Source organism: Mycobacterium shimoidei (genome assembly GCF_900417275.1).
GTDB classification, from domain to species: domain Bacteria; phylum Actinomycetota; class Actinomycetes; order Mycobacteriales; family Mycobacteriaceae; genus Mycobacterium; species Mycobacterium shimoidei.
In genome coordinates this window covers 1,361,161-1,378,034 of sequence record NZ_UEGW01000001.1, presented here as the reverse complement: position 1 = coordinate 1,378,034, position 16,874 = coordinate 1,361,161, and the positions used below count along the sequence as shown (strand labels likewise).

The window sequence follows — 16,874 nt, the reverse complement described above, 5'->3', positions numbered from 1 at the left end:
CCTGTGTGAGCGTGGGCGCTGGCCGCCGTCCGGCGCATATCGACAGCCGATTTTCGACAACTTCGTAAATTCTCTGGAAACTATTACCTTATTTTAATAAAATTAGACGCGTCGGCACAGATCCAGCCACAGCCATAGCGCGTGAGGAGGGCCCGCCCGCAGATGGCTCGTCACCGCAGCATCAAGGGGATTCGTCAGGCAGGTCGTGCGGTGGGGGTGGCCACAGCCGCGGGGGCCTTTCTGGCGTTCGGGACCGCGCCGCTGGCTACGGCACCGTCGGCGCGGGCCGACGTGGTCGACGACGTGATCGACCAAGCTCTGGCGCCGTTTATCGATGCGGCGACGAGCAGCATCGCCTGGGATTCGCTGTTGTCGTCCGCGGCGTGGCAAGCCTTCCTTGATCCCGCGCATTGGGATGAGGTGTTCGCCGAGGCGAGCGTTGTGCCCGCGGCGTCGGACTTGCCCACCGATTGGACCGGGTGGTTCGACCAAAATATCTACGCCCCGATCCACACCGGTATCGAGGAGTGGATTCAAAGCGACATCGGCAAGCAGATCACCGACGCCATCAATGCGCCCTTCACGCTGTTGACCGGGCGTGGGTTGATCGGNGCCGGCCGCACCGCGGTCGCGGCCGGAACCGAACAGCCCGGTGCCGTCACCACCATCGCCGCCGGCACCACCGGTGGTGCCGGCGGCGATGGTGGTGACGGCACCGGGCTGTTCGGTTCCGGCGGCGACGGCGGTGCGGCCGGCGATAGCAGCACTTCGGTTGGCGAGCACGCACTTCCGGCACTGGGCGGTGCCGGCGGTAACGGCGGAATGTTGGGCACCCACGGCGCGGTCGGCCAATTCGGCACGCTGAACGGCGTCCCGCCGAGCGATGGCCCCGGCATCAGCACCAGCGGCAGCTGGTTTGTCGACAGCGACGGCCGGGTCGTCATCCTGCACGGCTTCAACGAGGTGTACAAGGTGGCGCCGTTCGAGCCGTCCGCCGGCGGGTTCAGCGACGACGACGCGGCGTTCCTGGCCGCCAACGGCTTCAACGCGGTGCGGGTTGGTGTCATCTGGGCGGGAGTGGAGCCCGAGCCCGGGGTTATCGACTACGACTACCTGGCCTCGATCGAGAACACCGTGCAGACCCTGGCCAATCACGGCATCGTCAGCATCCTCGACTTCCACCAGGACTCCTACAGCAGCGTGTTCGCCGGCGAAGGTGCGCCGGAGTGGGCCACGGAAACCGGCGCGCTACCCAACCCGATCTTCGGTTTCCCGATCGACTACGCCCTGAACCCCGCCGAGAACCACGCTTGGGATGCGTTGTGGTCCAACGCCGACGCCTCCGATGGGGTCGGGCTGCAGAACCATTACGCGCAGATGGCAGAAGCGGTGGCGGGCTACTTCAAAGACAACCCCGCTGTGGCCGGCTACGAGATCATGAACGAACCGTGGCCGGGCTCGCAGGCGCTGTCCACCGTGTTCGGCAGCGCGTTCTTCGACGCCCAGCAGCTGACCCCCTTCTATGACCAGGTGTCATCGGCGATCCGCGCTGTCGACTCGAACACGCCGGTGCTCTACGAACCCAACACCCTGTTCAACGAGGGCATCCCCGCCCATTTGGGCACGGTGGACGCGTCGAATGCCGTCTTCGCGTTCCACGACTACTGCACTCCGCCCCTGAACACCGCGGAGCTCTGTCCGATGTGGAACGACTTGATCATGGACAACGTCGCCGCGTACGTGCAGCCGCGCGGGATCCCGGGAATGATCACCGAATTCGGCTCCGGTGACGGCCCCATCGCCATCGCCAGCGCGATGCGCGCCGCCGACGAGAACCACTACGGCTGGCTGCAGTGGGCCTACAACGGCGTACCCAACATCACTGGTACATCGCCCGGCAACGCGCTGGTGATAGATCCCAGCAAGCCGCCGACTGGCGACAACCTCGACATGGTCAGGCTGGACGTCTCTTCCGCGCCGTACCCGCAGGCGATCGCCGGCACCCCGGATAACTGGTCGTTCGACCCCGACTCGCAGACCTTCACGCTGAGCTATTCGACCGACATGGTCGGCGGTGACGGCAGCTTCGGCGCCGGCGCGCAGACCGAGATCTCGGTGCCGCCGATCCAGTATCCGGACGGCTACCAGGTGGCCGTCACCGGCGGGCACGTGGTCTCCGGCCCCGACGCACCGGTGCTGGTGATCGCCTCAGACGCAGGCGCAAGCAGCGTCACCGTCACTGTGACGCCCGCGTCGGGTTAACCACAGTCCGGGCGGGTGGCGACGCAAAATCATTGCGCCGGAAGGCTATTCGACGGTCGGCGTAGTTGACCAAGTCAACGACGCGACGCATCGCAGTTGGCGGTGGCGGAGGGATTTGAACCCTCGGACGGGGGTTACCCGTCACACGCTTTCGAGGCGTGCTCCTTAGGCCGCTCGGACACGCCACCGCCGGACAGCTTACCGAACCCCGTCCCGCTCACCCCAACCGCTGTCGCGCAAAAAAGTCCTCCAGCAGCGCGGCGCATTCGTCGGCCAGCACCCCGCCGCGCACCTCGGGCCGGTGGTTGAGCCGCCGGTCACGCACCACATCCCACAGCGATCCGACCGCACCGGTCTTGGGCTCCCAGGCGCCGAACACCAGTCGCGCAACCCGCGCCAGCACCAGCGCACCGGCGCACATCGTGCAGGGTTCGACGGTGACCGCCAGCGTCGTCCCCTCCAGCCGCCAGCCGTCCCCGAGCGCGTTGGCGGCGGCCCGCATCGCCAGGATCTCGGCATGGGCGGTCGGATCACCGAGCGCCTCGCGGGCGTTGACCGCCCGGGCCAGCTCGGTGCCGTCGGCACCGACGACCACCGCGCCCACCGGAACGTCGCGCGGCCCGGCAGTCGCAGCAACCGCCAGCGCGGCGCGGATCAGCTCTTCGTCGCCCGGCACCGACCGACGCGTCACCGACCCAGACGCTCGAGCACCGCCGACAGCTCCTCGGCGAAGCCCATTTCACGCGCAATGCGTCCCAACTGCTCGTCGGCGTAAAGGTCCGTCTCGTCGAGGATGATGCTCAGCACCGCCTCGGGCAGCCCGACATCGGACAGCAGCCCCAGATCGCCCTCCTCGAACGGCTCGGCGTCCTCGAGATCCTCGGGCTCGATATCGGCGTCGAGATTCTCCAGGACTTCGGCGGCGATGTCGTAGTCCAGCGCTGCGGTGGCGTCGGACAGAAACAGACGCGTGTTGGACGGTCCCGGCCGGATGATCACGAAGAACTCGTCGTCGACGTCGATCAGCCCGAATACGGCGCCGGAGCTGCGCAAGTCGCGCAGTTCACGCTCAGCGGCCGCCAGGCTAGTCAGTGCCTTGCGCCGCATTGGAGCACAGCGCCACTTGCCCTCTTCACGCACGACGGCAACTCCGAAGCCGTCCGGTGCGTCCGCCTGTGCGGAGGCCCGCTGTGGTCCCATGCGCGCAACGCTAGTCCCTGACCAGCCCGTTGACCACCCGATCGGCTTCGCGCCGGACGGCATGTCGGCCCGGAAGTATGCCAACCTTGGAAGGTGGCAAAAACACCCGTATGCGTCCTGGGGCTGGGACTGATCGGCGGCTCAATCATGCGGGCCGCGGACGCGGCGGGGTATGAGGTCTTCGGCTACAACCGCTCTGTCGAGGGGGCGCAGGCGGCCCGTTTCGATGGCTTCGACGCCACCACCGACCTCGACGAAGCGCTGACCCGCGCCGCGGAGCTCGACGCGTTGATCGTGCTCGCCGTTCCCATGCCGGCGCTGTCGACCCTGCTCACCCACATCAAGAAGCTGGCACCGAACTGCGCGCTGACCGATGTCACCAGCGTCAAGTGCGCGGTCCTCGAGGAGGTCACCGCGGCTGGGCTGCAGGACCGCTTCGTCGGTGGTCACCCGATGACCGGTACCGCCCACTCGGGGTGGAGCGCCGGCCACGTCCGGCTGTTCACCGGCGCGCCCTGGGTGATCAGCGTGGACGACCACGTCGACCCGACCGTGTGGACGACGGTGATGACGCTGGCGCTGGACTGCGGATCGGTCGTGGTGCCGGCCCGCTCCGACGAGCACGACGCCGCGGCGGCAGCGATTTCGCATCTGCCGCACCTGCTCGCCGAGGCGCTGGCCGTCACCGCCGCGGAGGTGCCACTGGCGTTCGCGCTGGCGGCCGGGTCGTTCCGGGACGCGACCCGGGTGGCGGTCACCGCGCCGGATCTGGTGCGCGCCATGTGCGAAGCCAACTCCGACCAGATGCTTCCGATGGTGGATCGATTCATCGAACTGCTGACGAATGCCCGGGATTCGCTGGCACACAACAATTCCGTGGCCGAGCTGGCTGAGGCCGGCCATGCCGCGCGCACCCGCTACGACAGCTTTTCCCGCCCGGAGATCGTCACGGTGTTCATCGGCGCCGAGCGCTGGCGCGAGGAGCTGGCCGCCGCCGGCCGCGCCGGCGGGGTGATCAGATCCGCTCTGCCAAGTCTGGATAATCCACGATGAGCCCGTCGGTGTCGACGGTCAGCGTGGTGTCGGACACCGGCGAATGCACCTTGATTTTCTCGGTCGTTTCCGAGCTGGCGCTGCCGTAGCTGATCATCGCCGAGCTGAGAGCCATCTCGGGCAATCGCACGTAAATCACCGGCACGGTGACCGAATTCGGCCTTTCGTGCAGGCCGCAGCGGCGGATCGGCAGGGTGTTGAAAAACGGGCTGAAGACCACGTCGATGTCGAGCGCGCCGTCGAAGGCGGCCCGCGACTCGCCGCTGTGGTCGGTGACCAGCCACATGTTCTCCTCGTCGCGGGCGACAGAAAGCTGGCGTTCGCGTTCGGCCACCGCCACCGTCAACCCGAACCGTCTGGTGGCACCCGCGTCGTCGGTCTGGATGTCGTAGTAGGCGCTGAACGCCGGATTGTTGCTCGTCGCGGCGGCCACGATGCGGCCGTTGGCCTTGACTCGATTGCCGGACAACTGCACCCGCACTGATTCCATGCGGGTCGCGTCGTGCGCGCGCCAGGTAAGGACTTTCGGCCAGGTGCCCGGCGTCGCGTCAGGGGGGGCTGGGCTCACTCGCTATACCGTAGGCGACCGCATTCGGTGTCGCACAGCCCGGGCGGGTCGTAGACCGAATACGGAACCGGCCGGTGCCCGGCGCCGACAGCCACACCGCGAATGCCAGTGCGGCGTCGAGGATCAACGCCAGTGCCGCGACCATCAGCGCGCCGACCAGGGCAAGGTGAAATTGGCGGACCTTGATGCCGTCGATGAGGTATCGGCCCAGCCCGCCCAGGCTCGCGTAAGCCGCCACCGTCGCGGTGGCCACCACCTGCAGGGTCGCGGTGCGCAGCCCGCCGATGATGAGCGGCAACGCATTGGGCACCTCGACGCGCAGCAGCACGCGCCGCTCGGTCATGCCCATCGAGCGGGCGGCGTCGACGACTCTGGCATCGACATTGGAGATGCCCGCGTACGTGGCGGCCAGCAGCGGCGGGATGCCCAGCAGCATCAGCGCGAAGATGGGCGGCACCAGCCCCAAGCCCCACAGCAGCACGGCCAACAACAGCACGCCCAGCGTCGGCAGCGCGCGCAGCCCGTTGATCACGGTGACCACCAGCAGCGCGCCCCGCCCGGTGTGGCCGATGATCAACCCGATCGGGACGGCGATCAGCGCCGACGCCAGCACCGCCAGCACCGTGTATTCCAGATGTTCGGCCGTGCGCGCCGCCAAGCCCACCGGCCCGCCCCAATTGGCCGCGGTGAAAAGGTACGACAGCGCCTCACTGAGGAAGTTCATCGCGCACCGCCCACGATCGGCGCTCTCACCAGACGACGCCGGGGTCGTTCCCACGGTGTGGCCAACCGGCCGGCCGACATGATCAGCAGGTCGATGACGACGGCCAGCCCGAAGATCGCGATGATCCCCGCCACCACCTGATCGCTCTTGTCGGCCTGGTAGCCCTCGGTGAACCAGGTGCCCAGACCACCGATGCCGATCACCGCCCCGACGGCCACCATCGAGATATTCGTGACGACGACGACACGCAGTCCGGCAACCAACACCGGAATAGACAGCGGCAGTTCGACTTTCAGCGCCCTGGTGATCGGCCGATAGCCGACGGCGGTGGCAGCGTCCCGCAGCTGCGCCGGGACCGCGTCCAGCGCTTCGGGCACCGCACGCACCAGCAGCGCCGTGCTGTAGAGCGTCAGCGCGACGACGACGTTCGCCTCATCGAGGATTCGGGTCGGAATGATCAGCGGCAACATCACGAACAGCGCCAGCGACGGGATGGTGAACACCACACTCGCGGTCACCGTGATCAACCGGCGCAGCGCGGTGTGATGCCCTGCGAGCACCCCCAGCGGCAGCGCGATCACCAAGCCGATCAGCACCGGCACCAACGACAGCCGCAGGTGGATCACGGTGAGCGTCCACGCCGCCGGCAGGTGAGTGAGCAGATAGTGCACGCTCAGTCCTGCCGCTGCGATTCCAGTGCGGCCAGCACATCGGCAGCCCGCACTCCCCCGATGACCTTGCCCGCCGTGTCGACGGCGACCCCCAACGCCGCCGGCGAGGACAGCGCGGCGTCCAGCGCCTGGCTGAGGTTCCCGCCCGGGCGCAACAGCGAACCGGCCGTCAGGCAATCGGGTAATGGCGCGCCGGTTTGGTACTTGCGCAGACCGGCGGCGTCGATCCACCCGGTCGGCGTGCCGTCTTGGTGCACCACCAGCGCCCAGCCGTCCTGCAGCCGCGCGCCGGCGACTTCGGACTCCGGGATCTGCGGAATGTCGTGCAGCGGCAGCCCGTCCGCGTCCAAACACTGCAACCATCGGTAGCCGCGGCCCAGACCGATGAAGCTCGAAACGAAGTCGTTGGCCGGCCGTGACAGCAACCGGGCGGGCTTCTCGTACTGCTGCATTGATCCGCCCGGGCCGAACACCGCGATGAAATCCGCCAGCCGGATCGCCTCGTCGATGTCGTGTGTGACGAACACGATGGTCTTGTGCAATTCGTTTTGCAGACGGATGATTTCGCGCTGCAGCTCGCGGCGCACTATCGGGTCGACCGCGGAGAACGGCTCGTCCATCAACAGGATCGGCGGGTCGGCGGCCAGGGCGCGTGCCACTCCGACCCGCTGCTGCTCGCCGCCGGAGAGCTGGGCGGGATAGCGGTTGGCCAGCTTGCTGTCCAGCCCGACCCGCTCCAGCACGTCATAGGCCGCACGCCGCGCTGCCCGCCGCGACTGGCCTTGCAGCACCGGCACCGTCGCGACATTGTCGATCACCCGCTGGTGCGGCATCAGGCCCGCGCCCTGAATCACGTAGCCGATCCCGAGCCGCAGCTTGACCGGGTCGACCGTGGACACATCGGCACCATTGACGCGCACGCTGCCGGAGGTGGGCTCGACCATCCGGTTGATCATTCGCATCGACGTGGTCTTGCCGCAGCCGGACGGTCCGACGAAGACGGTCAACGCCCCTTTCGGTACCTCCAGCGACAACCGGTCGACGGCAACGGTGCCGTCGGGATAGGTCTTGCTGGCCTTGTCGAAGGTGATCATCGGCGTATTGGATGATCGAAGCCGTTGCGCTGGACCCAGTTTCGCGCTGCCTGGTCCGGGTCGACGCCGGAGTTGCCCGACACGGTAGCGTTGAGTTCGGCGAGTCCTTCGGTGGTCAGCTTGGCCGAAACGGCGTCCAGAACGTCTTTGAGGTGATCGGATTTCTTCTGCGAATTCAGCAGCGGCACAATGTTGCCCGCCATGAAGTTGTGCTTGGGATCATCCAGCGTCACCAGGTGATGCTGGGGGATGGCCGGTGAGGTGCTGAAGATGTTGGCCGCGTCGACCACACCGTCCACCAGAGCGCGCACCGTGACCGCACCACCGCCGTCGCTGATGGCCACGAAGTTGTTGGGGCTGATGTCGAGGCCGTATTTCTCTCGCAGCCCCACCAGGCCCGACGGGCGGGTTTGAAACGCCGATGGGGCGGCGAAGCGCACCTGGGCCGAATGCGGAGCCAGATCGCCGATGGTTTTCAGGTTCCACTTCTGTGCGGTGGTGGCGGTGACGGTGACGCTGTCGGTGTCTGACGCGGGCGCCGGGGTCAGGATCGACAAATCGCCGGGCAGGCGCTTGTAAAGCTCCAACTCGACGTCGTTGAGCATGGTCGTCATCGCGTCGGGCTGGAAGTACAGCAGCAAGTTGCCGATGTATTCGGGAATCAGGTCGATCGAATGGTCCTTGAGCGCCGGGATATACGCCTCGCGACTGCCGACACCAAGACGACGTCCGACGTCGAAACCGTTGGCTTGCAACGCTTGTGCGTAGATTTCGGCGAGAATCATCGATTCGGGGAAGTCCGAGGATCCCACGACGATGGATTCCATGCCGCCGGACATGCCGCCAAGCGGATTGGGGCTACCGCAGGCCGCCAGCCACACAGTGACCAGGCACATCACAACCCACACCGCCGCGGAGCGCTGACGCAGCAGGCTCATAGCAGCAGACACTATCGCCATAACCCCTGCCGCACGACGCTGATTCCTGCAAAGATGACACCATGAGCAGCGATCCATCTGTGTCGCCCGATCAGCCATATCCCGCAGAGGCATCGAAAGGCGACACGGCCACCACGCCGTCGGGCCAGCCGGTGAAGTTCACCCGGGCCGGCGCACTGTGGTCGGCGCTGACCGTCGGGTTTCTCATTCTCATCGTGCTGTTGATCTTCATTACTCAGAACACGACCTCGGCGCAGTTTGCGTTCTTGGGCTGGCGCTGGACCCTGCCGCTAGGGGTTGCGATTCTGTTGGCGGCGGTGTGCGGTGGGCTGATCACCGTGCTGGCCGGCACGGCGCGGATCTACCAGCTGCGGCGCGCGGCGAAGAAACAGGCGGCCGGTCAGCGATAGCTAACCAGGGCTATGCGCGCTGGTTGCGCGGCAGCAGATCCCACACATGTTCGGTGCTGTTGACCGCGGCGACGGTGGCCTCCCCGGACCGGGAGAACAGCAGCCGGGTCACCGACACGTAGTCGACCGGAAACGACAACAGCCGCCGGGTTCCCAGGATCTGGTGTAGCACCACGTTGATCACCCCGCCGTGACTGAACACCGCGACGGTGTCTTGCGGTTCGGCGGCCGCGACGACGTCATCGACAGCGGCGCGTACCCGAGCGCAAAACGCAGCCTCGTCGACCGCGCTGGGCAGATGGCCCTGCGCCATGCGCGCCCACTCCTGCGGATTCTCTTCGCGGATCTGCTCGATGGGGATATAGACCGGCAGGTCGCGGTCGTACTCGGCGAACCTGTCGTCGATGTCGACGGCCAGTCCGCGCGCCGCGGCGACCGGTTCCGCGGTTTGGACGGCACGGCGCTGCGGGCTGCTGACCACCCGAGAAATCGGAAAGCGCGCCAACCCGTCGGGTAACCGCTTCACCTGTGCGCGACCATCTTCGGACAGGTCGGGGTCGGCGCCCTGGCCAGGTTCGCTGCGCAGCGGCAGGGCATGGCGGATCAAGAGCAGCTGCATCCGCTCAGCTTCGCATGCCGTCTTCGGCGTTTCGCACCCGCCGGGAGAATGCTATTCTCCAGCGCGAGAGCGAGGTGTGCGGTGCTGGACGAAGCGGTTTTGGGTCGCTGGCTAGACGCGAATCATGCTCCGGGCGCCGGGGAAAAACCTCTGCTGAAGCAGCTATCCGGAGGCTCCCAAAACACGCTGTATTTGATCGAGCGCGGCGCCGCGCGGATGGTGTTGCGGATGCCCGGCCCGCGAGCCGACGCGGCCCGGATCGACGGCCTGCTGCGCGAAATCCGGCTGGTGCGGGCGCTGTCGGGCACCGACGTGCCGCATGCCGAGCTGATCGCCGCCGACGATGTCGGCGATCAGTTCGGCATGCCCTTCTACGTCATGGCGGCGATCGACGGCTGGAGCCCGGTGGACGGCGGCTGGCCGGCACCGTTCGACACCGACCTGGCGGCGCGACGTGGACTGGCGTTCGAGCTGGTCGAGGGCGCGGCCAAGCTCGGCCGGGTGGACTGGCGAGCCCAGGGCCTGGAGGGATTCGGCCGCCCGGAGGGGTTTCACGAACGCCAGGTCGACCGGTGGCTGGCGTTTCTCGACGACTACCGGGTGCGCGAGCTGCCCGGCCTGGACGAAGCCGCCGAGTGGCTGCGCCGCAACCGCCCCGCGCACTACACGCCGGGCATCATGCACGGCGACTACCAGTTCGCCAACGTGATGTTCGCGCACGGGGCACCGGCGCGGCTGGCCGCGATCGTGGACTGGGAGATGACCACCGTCGGCGATCCGCTGCTGGACCTGGCCTGGTGCCTGCTGGGCTACGACGGCGAGCACCCCCGCAGCGACGGTTTCTATCTGGACATGACCGGCATGCCCGCGCGCAGCGAACTGCTGGCGCACTACGAGTCCGTGAGCGGGCTTTCCACCGAGAACATCCACTACTACCTGGTGCTGGCGAACTGGAAACTCGGGATTGTCTTGGAGAAGACATATGCTGCGGGCGTGCGCACCGGGAAAGTCGACCCCAAGATCACCGAGGCGTTCGGCCCGATGATCCTGCAGTTGATCGCGACATCGGCTGAACTGGCCCGGTCGAAATGAGTTACGCCGACCAGCTTTTCGACCTGACCGATCAGTTGGTACTGATCACCGGCGGCAGCCGCGGTCTGGGCCGGGCGATGGCGTTCGGGGTGGCCCGCTGCGGGGCCGACGTTGTGATCGCCAGCCGCAAAATGGACAACTGCGTGGCCACCGCCAAGGAGATTGAGGCCGAGACCGGCCGCACAGCAATGCCTTTCGCGGTGCACGTCGGGCGCTGGGATCAGCTCGACGGCCTTGTCGAGGCAACCTACGACCGGTTCGGCAAGGTCGACACGCTGATCAACAATGCCGGGATGTCACCGCTTTACGACAAGCTCACCGACGTCACCGAGAAGCTGTTCGACGCCGTCGTCGATCTCAACCTCAAGGGACCGTTCAGGTTGTCGGCACTTGTCGGTGAGCGGATGGTTGCCGCCGGTCGCGGATCGATCATCAACGTCAGCACCGCGGGCTCGCTGCGCCCGACGCCGGACATCGTTCCCTACGCGGCGGCCAAGGCGGGGCTCAACGCGATGACCGAGGCGCTGGCGAAAGCGTTCGGGCCGACGGTGCGGGTCAACACGTTGATGGCCGGGCCGTTTTTGACCGACGTCAGCAAGTCGTGGAACTTGGAGCAGGCCACCGAGAACCCGTTCCGCCACCTGGCGCTGCAGCGTGCCGGCGATCCGTCCGAAATCGTCGGTGCCGCACTGTTTTTAGCTTCGGATGCATCCAGCTTCACCACCGGCTCGATTTTGCGTGCCGATGGCGGGCTGCCCTGACAGGAGGTTTGGGCATGGCGTGGGATTTCTCCACCGAACCGGAGTTCGAGAAGAAGCTGGACTGGATCCGCCAGTTCGTTCGCGACGAGGTCGAGCCGCTCGAAGTGCTGTTTCCGGGCTGCGAGTTCTTGCCGCTGACCGACGAACGTCGCCGCATCGTCGACCCCCTCAAGCAGCAGGTCCGCGACCAAGGACTGTGGGCCCCGCACCTTGGGCCCGACCTCGGCGGACAGGGCTTCGGCGCGGTCAAGCTGACCCTGATCAACGAAATCCTCGGCCGCAGCCCCTGGGCACCGATCGTGTTCGGCACCCAGGCCCCCGACACCGGTAATGCCGAAATTCTGGCGCGCTTCGGCACCCAGGAACAAAAGGACCGTTACCTGGCCGGTTTGCTGTCCGGCGAGATCTTCTCCTGCTTTTCGATGACCGAGCCGCAGGGTGGCGCCGACCCGCGTGTGTTCACCACCCGGGCCGTCCGCGACGGTGATGATTGGGTGATCACCGGGCGAAAGTACTTCTCCTCCAACGCCTCTGTTGCCTCGTTTTTCATCGTCGTCGCGATCACCGATCCCGATGTGCCGGTGCACCGGGGCGCGTCGACGTTTTTGGTCCCGGCCGGAACCCCGGGCCTGGTGCTGGAGGCCAATCATCACCTGGTCGGCGCCCACCCGCACGAGCCCGGACATTCCCTGGTGCGCTACGACGGTGTGCGGGTGCCGTCCGACGCACTGCTCGGTGAGCCCGGCCAGGGCTTCTTGATCTTGCAGACCCGGCTGGCGGGCGGGCGGTTGCACCACGCTATGCGCTCGATCGGGATGGCCCAGCGTGCCATCGACATGATGGCTCGCCGCGCGAAAAGCCGATTCACCCAAGGCAGTTCGCTGGCCGACAAACAGCTGGTACAAGAGTTCATCGCGGACTCCTACGCGGAGTTGATACCGTTCCGGCTCACCGTGCTGCACGCCGCGTGGCTGATCGACACCGCCGGCGAGCACGCCGCGCGCACCGAGATCGGCATCTGCAAGATCCTGGCATCGCAAGTCCTCAAATCGATCGGGCTGCGCGCTATTCAAGTCCACGGCGCGTTGGGACTCACCGACCAAATGCCGCTGGTCCAGATGCTGCTCGGCGGCGTGGCGCTCGGATTGGCCGACGGGCCCACCGAGGCGCACAAGGTCAACCTGGCCAAAATGTTGCTGAAGAACTACGACGCCGAGGATGGGGAATGGCCGAGCGAGATGCTCGACGTCCGCCGCGACGCCGCCCGCGCCAAGTACGGTCACCTCGTTGACCAATAGGATCGCCGCCGCGGTCGAGCGCGCGCTGGACGATCGCCAGCGCGAAGCCACCGAGGAGGTCGAACGGATCTTGGCGGCCGCCATACGGGTGATGGAACGAGTGGCGCCCGACCCGCCGCGGGTCAGCGACATCGTGTCCGAGGCCGGGTCGTCGAACAAGGCGTTCTACCGCTACTTCGCCGGCAAGGACGATCTGATCCTGGCGGTCATGGAACGCGGTGTGGCGATGGTCGTCTCCTATCTCGAACACCAGATGGCCAAGGAGACCGCGCCGAAAGCCAAAATCGCGCGGTGGATCGAAGGTGCGCTGGCCCAGGTCGCCGACCCGCACCTGCTCAGCATGAGCCGCGCCGCGGTCGGGCAGATGTCGGCCGACGCCAACGTCGATGAGATCATGCGGCCGATGCGCAACCTGCTGACCGAACCGGTTGCCGCGCTGGGCAGCAAGGACGTTCGCCGCGACGCGGATGCGGTGTTCTATTGCACCGCGACCGCGATGCGCCGCTACCTGGATTCGGCCGTTCGCCCCGGCCGCGCCGACATCGACCATCTGGTGCGGTTCTGTCTACGTGGGCTGGGGGCCGATTGATGCGTGCCGTTGTGTGCCGTCGCTACGGTCCGCCGGAGGACTTGGTTGTCGACGAGCTGCCCGACCCGACACCCGGGCCTGGTGAGCTGGTGGTGCGGGTGCGGGCGGCGGCGGTCAACTTCCCCGACGTGCTGATGATCGGCGGCAAGTACCAGATCAAGATTCCGGTGCCGTTCACACCGGGCAGCGAATTGGCCGGTGAGGTAACGGCTGTCGGCGACGGCGTGACGTTGTCGCCGGGCGAGCGGGTGACCGGCACCGCGTTCGTGGGCGCCTTCGCCGAGCAGGCGTTGCTGCGTGCCGAGTTGGTGTCGGTGCTGCCCGACGGCGTCGACTATGCGTCCGCTGCCGGGTTCGGCGTCACCTATCGCACCGCATACCACGCTCTGCGCTCGGTTGCCCGCGTGGCAGAAGGTGATTGGGTGGTAGTGTTGGGTGCTGCCGGCGGAGTCGGGCTGGCCGCGGTCGATCTGGCGGTCGCCATGAAGGCCCGGGTCCTGGCGGCGGCGTCGTCCGCGGACAAGCTCGAGGTGTGCCGGCGGCGCGGCGCCGAGGCGACCATCGACTACGACCACGAGGACATCAAGACCCGCATCCGCGAGCTCACCGACGGGGGTGCGCAGGTCGTCGTCGACCCGGTCGGCGGCCCGTACGCCGAGCCGGCGTTGCGCGGTCTGCGACGCGGTGGGGTGTTCGTCACGCTCGGCTACGCCGCCGGCACGATCCCGGCAATACCGCTGAACCTCGTCCTGCTCAAAGGAGTCACCGTGCGAGGCATGGAGATCCGCACGTTCGCCGACGACTATCCCCACGAGGCCGCGCGCGATTTGGCCGAGCTGGATCAGATGTTCGCCGACGGGCTGGTCCGGCCCTACATCGGCGCGCGGTTCCCGCTGGCCGAGACTCCCGCGGCGCTACGCTACGTGGCCGAGCGCAAGGCGATCGGCAAGGTGATCATCGACGTCGATTGATCGAGTTCAGATTGCGTGCAGGGTCGTGAATTTCGAGATATCACAGCACTGCGTGCAATCTCAACGGGCACGTCACGGCGTGACGATGTTGAACGCCGGGTCCGGCCGGTCGATGACCCCGAGAAACGCCTGCAGCGCGGCCTGGTCACCGGAGACCTCCAGTCCGGGCGAGCTGAAATCGCCCGACGTGGCGGCTAATAACCGCACCTTGGTGGCCAACTGCACTGTCACATTCGCCGTCGCCGGGTCAGCCGGCAGCCGGCGATGCACAAGCACACCGTTGCGCAGCGTCACCCGATAGTTGGCGCCGAGGTCGGCGAAACTGATATCGAGGGCCAGGTCGAGATCCCAGGCGCGCGGCCCGTTGACGCTGATCGCCATTGCGTCGAAGATCTGCTCCGGTGTCAGCTGGGCCAGCAGCGATACCGAGGCCGTCTGCGCCGCGGTGCCGAGGTTGCCGTCGCGCAACTCGGCGGCCCCGGACAAAAAGAAGTTGCGCCAGGTCGCATTCTCGGCGCCGTAGGCCAGCTGCTGCAGGGTGTCGGCGTAGAGCTGCCGGGCCTCGGTATGGGTGTCCTCGGCGAACACCGCGTGATCGAGCAGGGTTGCCGCCCAACGGAAGTCACCGGTATCGAAGGCATTCCGGGCGAGACCGACCACCCGGTCGATGCCGCCCATCGCGTCGACGTATCGCTTGGCCAACGCCTCCGGCGGATGCGGCCACAGCCGCGCCGGGTTGCCGTCGAACCAACCCATGTAACGCTGGTAGATCGCCTTGACGTTGTGGCTGACCGAACCGTAATAGCCGTGGGTGTGCCAGGCCTTCTCCAGCGCGGGCGGCATTTGCAGCATTTCGGCGATTTCCGTCCCGGTGTGGCCCTGGTTGATCAGTCGCAGCGTCTGATCGTGCAGGTATGCGTACAAATCCCGTTGCAGCGACAGGAACTCGACGATTCGGTCGCGGCCCCAGGTCGGCCAGTGGTGCGACGCGAACACCACATCGGTGCGGTCGGCGAACAGGTCGATCGCCTCGGTCAGATATCCCGCCCAGACGTGCGGGTCACGGACCAGCGCGCCGCGCAGTGTGAGCAAGTTGTGCAGATTGTGGGTGGCGTTTTCGGCCATGCACAGTGCGCGGAATCGGGGAAAGTAGAAGTGCATCTCGGCGGGCGCCTCCGTGCCGGGAGCCAGCTGAAACTCGATCTGCACACCGTCAATGGTGTGCGTCTCACCCGTTGCGGTGATGTCGACGGTCGGGACGATCAGCGCCACCTCACCGGTCGACGGCACCTGTCCCAGACCGCAACCGACTTGGCCTTGCGGCCCGCGCGGCAGCAGTACCCCGTACATGTACGTCGCACGCCGCGCCATGGCCGGGCCGGCATAGACGTTCTCCTGCACGGCGTGGCGGGTGAATCCTTCCGGTGCCAGCACCGCCACGCGTCCGGCATCCACCTCGGCCTGCGAGGTGACGCCAAGCACGCCGCCGAAGTGGTCGAGGTGGCTGTGGGTGTAGATCACCGCGACCACCGGTCGTTGACCTCGGTGGGTCCGGTACAGCAACAGTGCGGCGGACGCCACTTCGGTGGATATCAGCGGATCGATGACGATGATCCCGGTGTCACCCTCGACAAAGGTGATGTTGGAGATGTCCAGACCACGGACCTGATAGATGCCCGGCACCACTTCGTAGAGGCCTTGTTTCGCGGTCAGAATTGATTGTCGCCAAAGACTGGGATGCACCGATGCCGGCGCCGCACCGCTGAGGAAGGAGTAAATGTCGTTGTCCCATACCACCCGGCCATCGGCGGACTTGACGACGCAGGGGCTCAGCGCCCCAATGAACCCGCGGTCGGCATCCTCGAAATCCGTTGTGTTATCGGGCTTCCGTTCCACTTGTTCCAGACTGCCATTGATGAGATTGGCGCGGACCGGAATCATCAATTGACGGCGACACCTGGGAATAGGTGTAAATCGGTACGCCTGAACCAAAATCCACAGCTAACTGTCAGAAATCGAATTTTTGCCAATTTTCCGTTTTTCACCCGCTGTGCCCGCATACTGCGGGAACAGTCCGCTAGTGGTGGCGGGCGTTCACTAAGGCAAAGGAGAACACGTGAACCGTGCAGTCACGATCGCAGCGGCAGCGTCGGCGATCGTCATCGTAGGTCTCTCGGGTTGTTCGAAGGACAAGTCGACGTCGAGCGGCAGTGAAAGCTCGCCGCAAGCTTCCGGCGCGTCGGCGACCTCCTCCGCCGGTGCCTCTAACGCGAAGGTCTCCATCGACGGCGAGGACCAGAACGTGCAAGGCACGACGGTGTGCACCACGACGGGCGGCAACGTCAACATCGCCATCGGTGGCGCAGCGACCGGCATTGCGGCGGTTCTCACCGACGCCGACCCGCCTGAGGTGAAGTCAGTCGGCCTGGGCAACGTCGAGGGTGTCACGCTCGGATACACGGCGGGCACCGGCCAGGGCGACGCCAAAGCCTCCAAGGACGGCAACACCTACAAGATCTCCGGCACCGCAACGGGAGTCGACATGAAGAACCCGATGCAGCCAGTCAACAAGCCGTTTGAGATCGATGTGACCTGCTCGTAGCACACGAGCACGAGGGGAATTT

17 protein-coding genes, 1 tRNA gene and 1 pseudogene are annotated in these 16,874 nt (G+C 66.4%); 9 read left to right on the top strand and 10 right to left on the bottom strand.

Going from position 1 to position 16,874, the window contains the following annotated elements:
* Nucleotides 1-162: 162 nt before the first annotated feature.
* On the top strand, nt 163-2,262 hold the full coding sequence (locus MSP7336_RS06600; RefSeq protein WP_113963333.1) for a cellulase family glycosylhydrolase: 2,100 nt from the start codon (nt 163-165) through the stop codon (nt 2,260-2,262).
* A 97-nt stretch (nt 2,263-2,359) separates the two neighbouring features.
* Here the strand turns inward: MSP7336_RS06600 and MSP7336_RS06595 are convergent.
* The 3 genes from MSP7336_RS06595 to MSP7336_RS06585 all read right to left on the bottom strand — a co-directional run bounded on the left by MSP7336_RS06595 (nt 2,360) and on the right by MSP7336_RS06585 (nt 3,462).
* Nucleotides 2,360-2,450 (bottom strand) — tRNA-Ser (locus tag MSP7336_RS06595).
* A 29-nt stretch (nt 2,451-2,479) separates the two neighbouring features.
* Nucleotides 2,480-2,938, bottom strand: a complete 459-nt coding sequence (locus MSP7336_RS06590) for a nucleoside deaminase (RefSeq protein ID WP_069397394.1) — start codon at nt 2,936-2,938, stop codon at nt 2,480-2,482.
* A gap of 11 nt (nt 2,939-2,949) precedes the next feature.
* Nucleotides 2,950-3,462: a tRNA adenosine deaminase-associated protein gene (locus tag MSP7336_RS06585; RefSeq protein WP_069397378.1), complete on the bottom strand. Its 513-nt coding sequence runs from the start codon at nt 3,460-3,462 to the stop codon at nt 2,950-2,952.
* Nucleotides 3,463-3,519: 57 nt separating this feature from the next.
* On the opposite strand from MSP7336_RS06585, the pseudogene MSP7336_RS06580 reads away from it, so the two are divergent.
* Nucleotides 3,520-4,515, top strand: a pseudogene (locus MSP7336_RS06580) (prephenate dehydrogenase); the annotation flags it as partial.
* Here the strand turns inward: MSP7336_RS06580 and MSP7336_RS06575 are convergent.
* Genes MSP7336_RS06575 through MSP7336_RS06555 form a run of 5 tightly spaced genes read right to left on the bottom strand, consistent with a single transcriptional unit; the run spans nt 4,478 to nt 8,510 of the window.
* Nucleotides 4,478-5,083 carry a putative glycolipid-binding domain-containing protein gene (locus MSP7336_RS06575; RefSeq protein WP_084226561.1) on the bottom strand — a complete coding sequence of 202 codons (606 nt, stop codon included), beginning with the start codon at nt 5,081-5,083 and terminating at the stop codon, nt 4,478-4,480. The pseudogene MSP7336_RS06580 and the gene MSP7336_RS06575 sit on opposite strands and share 38 nt — an antisense overlap.
* The gene (locus MSP7336_RS06570; protein ID WP_113963332.1) at nt 5,064-5,807 is read right to left on the bottom strand and encodes an ABC transporter permease; all 744 of its coding nucleotides are present in this window, start codon (nt 5,805-5,807) and stop codon (nt 5,064-5,066) included. The genes MSP7336_RS06575 and MSP7336_RS06570 overlap by 20 nt, the downstream gene beginning before the upstream one ends.
* Entirely contained in the window at nt 5,804-6,478 is a 675-nt protein-coding gene (locus tag MSP7336_RS06565; protein ID WP_113963331.1) for an ABC transporter permease, read from the bottom strand. Before MSP7336_RS06565 ends, MSP7336_RS06570 begins: the two co-directional genes overlap by 4 nt.
* Nucleotides 6,479-6,480: 2 nt before the next feature.
* The gene (locus tag MSP7336_RS06560; RefSeq protein WP_113963330.1) at nt 6,481-7,572 is read right to left on the bottom strand and encodes an ABC transporter ATP-binding protein; all 1,092 of its coding nucleotides are present in this window, start codon (nt 7,570-7,572) and stop codon (nt 6,481-6,483) included.
* Nucleotides 7,569-8,510: an ABC transporter substrate-binding protein gene (locus tag MSP7336_RS06555; protein ID WP_113963329.1), complete on the bottom strand. Its 942-nt coding sequence runs from the start codon at nt 8,508-8,510 to the stop codon at nt 7,569-7,571. The genes MSP7336_RS06560 and MSP7336_RS06555 overlap by 4 nt, the downstream gene beginning before the upstream one ends.
* A gap of 62 nt (nt 8,511-8,572) precedes the next feature.
* Between MSP7336_RS06555 and MSP7336_RS06550 the strand changes: the two genes are divergently transcribed.
* Nucleotides 8,573-8,920 (top strand): LapA family protein, encoded by a 348-nt coding sequence (locus MSP7336_RS06550; protein WP_069397372.1) that lies wholly within the window; start codon nt 8,573-8,575, stop codon nt 8,918-8,920.
* 10 nt (nt 8,921-8,930) lie between these two features.
* Here MSP7336_RS06550 and MSP7336_RS06545 read toward each other — a convergent pair whose 3' ends face one another.
* Complete coding sequence (locus MSP7336_RS06545) at nt 8,931-9,539, bottom strand: histidine phosphatase family protein (protein ID WP_069397371.1); 609 nt, start codon at nt 9,537-9,539, stop codon at nt 8,931-8,933.
* A 48-nt stretch (nt 9,540-9,587) separates the two neighbouring features.
* On the opposite strand from MSP7336_RS06545, the gene MSP7336_RS06540 reads away from it, so the two are divergent.
* The 5 genes from MSP7336_RS06540 to MSP7336_RS06520 are packed head-to-tail and all read left to right on the top strand — an operon-like array spanning nt 9,588 to nt 14,250.
* Nucleotides 9,588-10,631 (top strand): phosphotransferase family protein, encoded by a 1,044-nt coding sequence (locus MSP7336_RS06540; RefSeq protein WP_113963328.1) that lies wholly within the window; start codon nt 9,588-9,590, stop codon nt 10,629-10,631.
* The gene (locus tag MSP7336_RS06535) at nt 10,628-11,392 is read left to right on the top strand and encodes an SDR family NAD(P)-dependent oxidoreductase (RefSeq protein ID WP_069397369.1); all 765 of its coding nucleotides are present in this window, start codon (nt 10,628-10,630) and stop codon (nt 11,390-11,392) included. The genes MSP7336_RS06540 and MSP7336_RS06535 overlap by 4 nt, the downstream gene beginning before the upstream one ends.
* Nucleotides 11,393-11,406: 14 nt before the next feature.
* A complete protein-coding gene (locus MSP7336_RS06530) occupies nt 11,407-12,690 on the top strand; it encodes an acyl-CoA dehydrogenase family protein (protein WP_113963327.1) in 1,284 nt (427 codons plus the stop codon).
* The gene (locus MSP7336_RS06525; RefSeq protein ID WP_113963326.1) at nt 12,611-13,279 is read left to right on the top strand and encodes a TetR/AcrR family transcriptional regulator; all 669 of its coding nucleotides are present in this window, start codon (nt 12,611-12,613) and stop codon (nt 13,277-13,279) included. The genes MSP7336_RS06530 and MSP7336_RS06525 overlap by 80 nt, the downstream gene beginning before the upstream one ends.
* Entirely contained in the window at nt 13,279-14,250 is a 972-nt protein-coding gene (locus MSP7336_RS06520; RefSeq protein WP_113963325.1) for an NADPH:quinone oxidoreductase family protein, read from the top strand. The genes MSP7336_RS06525 and MSP7336_RS06520 overlap by 1 nt, the downstream gene beginning before the upstream one ends.
* A 72-nt stretch (nt 14,251-14,322) precedes the next feature.
* Here the strand turns inward: MSP7336_RS06520 and MSP7336_RS06515 are convergent, their stop codons facing one another.
* Entirely contained in the window at nt 14,323-16,191 is a 1,869-nt protein-coding gene (locus MSP7336_RS06515; protein ID WP_113963324.1) for an alkyl/aryl-sulfatase, read from the bottom strand.
* A gap of 175 nt (nt 16,192-16,366) precedes the next feature.
* On the opposite strand from MSP7336_RS06515, the gene MSP7336_RS06510 reads away from it, so the two are divergent.
* Nucleotides 16,367-16,852 (top strand): lipoprotein LpqH, encoded by a 486-nt coding sequence (locus MSP7336_RS06510; protein ID WP_069397365.1) that lies wholly within the window; start codon nt 16,367-16,369, stop codon nt 16,850-16,852.
* The last annotated feature ends 22 nt before the right edge of the window (nt 16,853-16,874 follow it).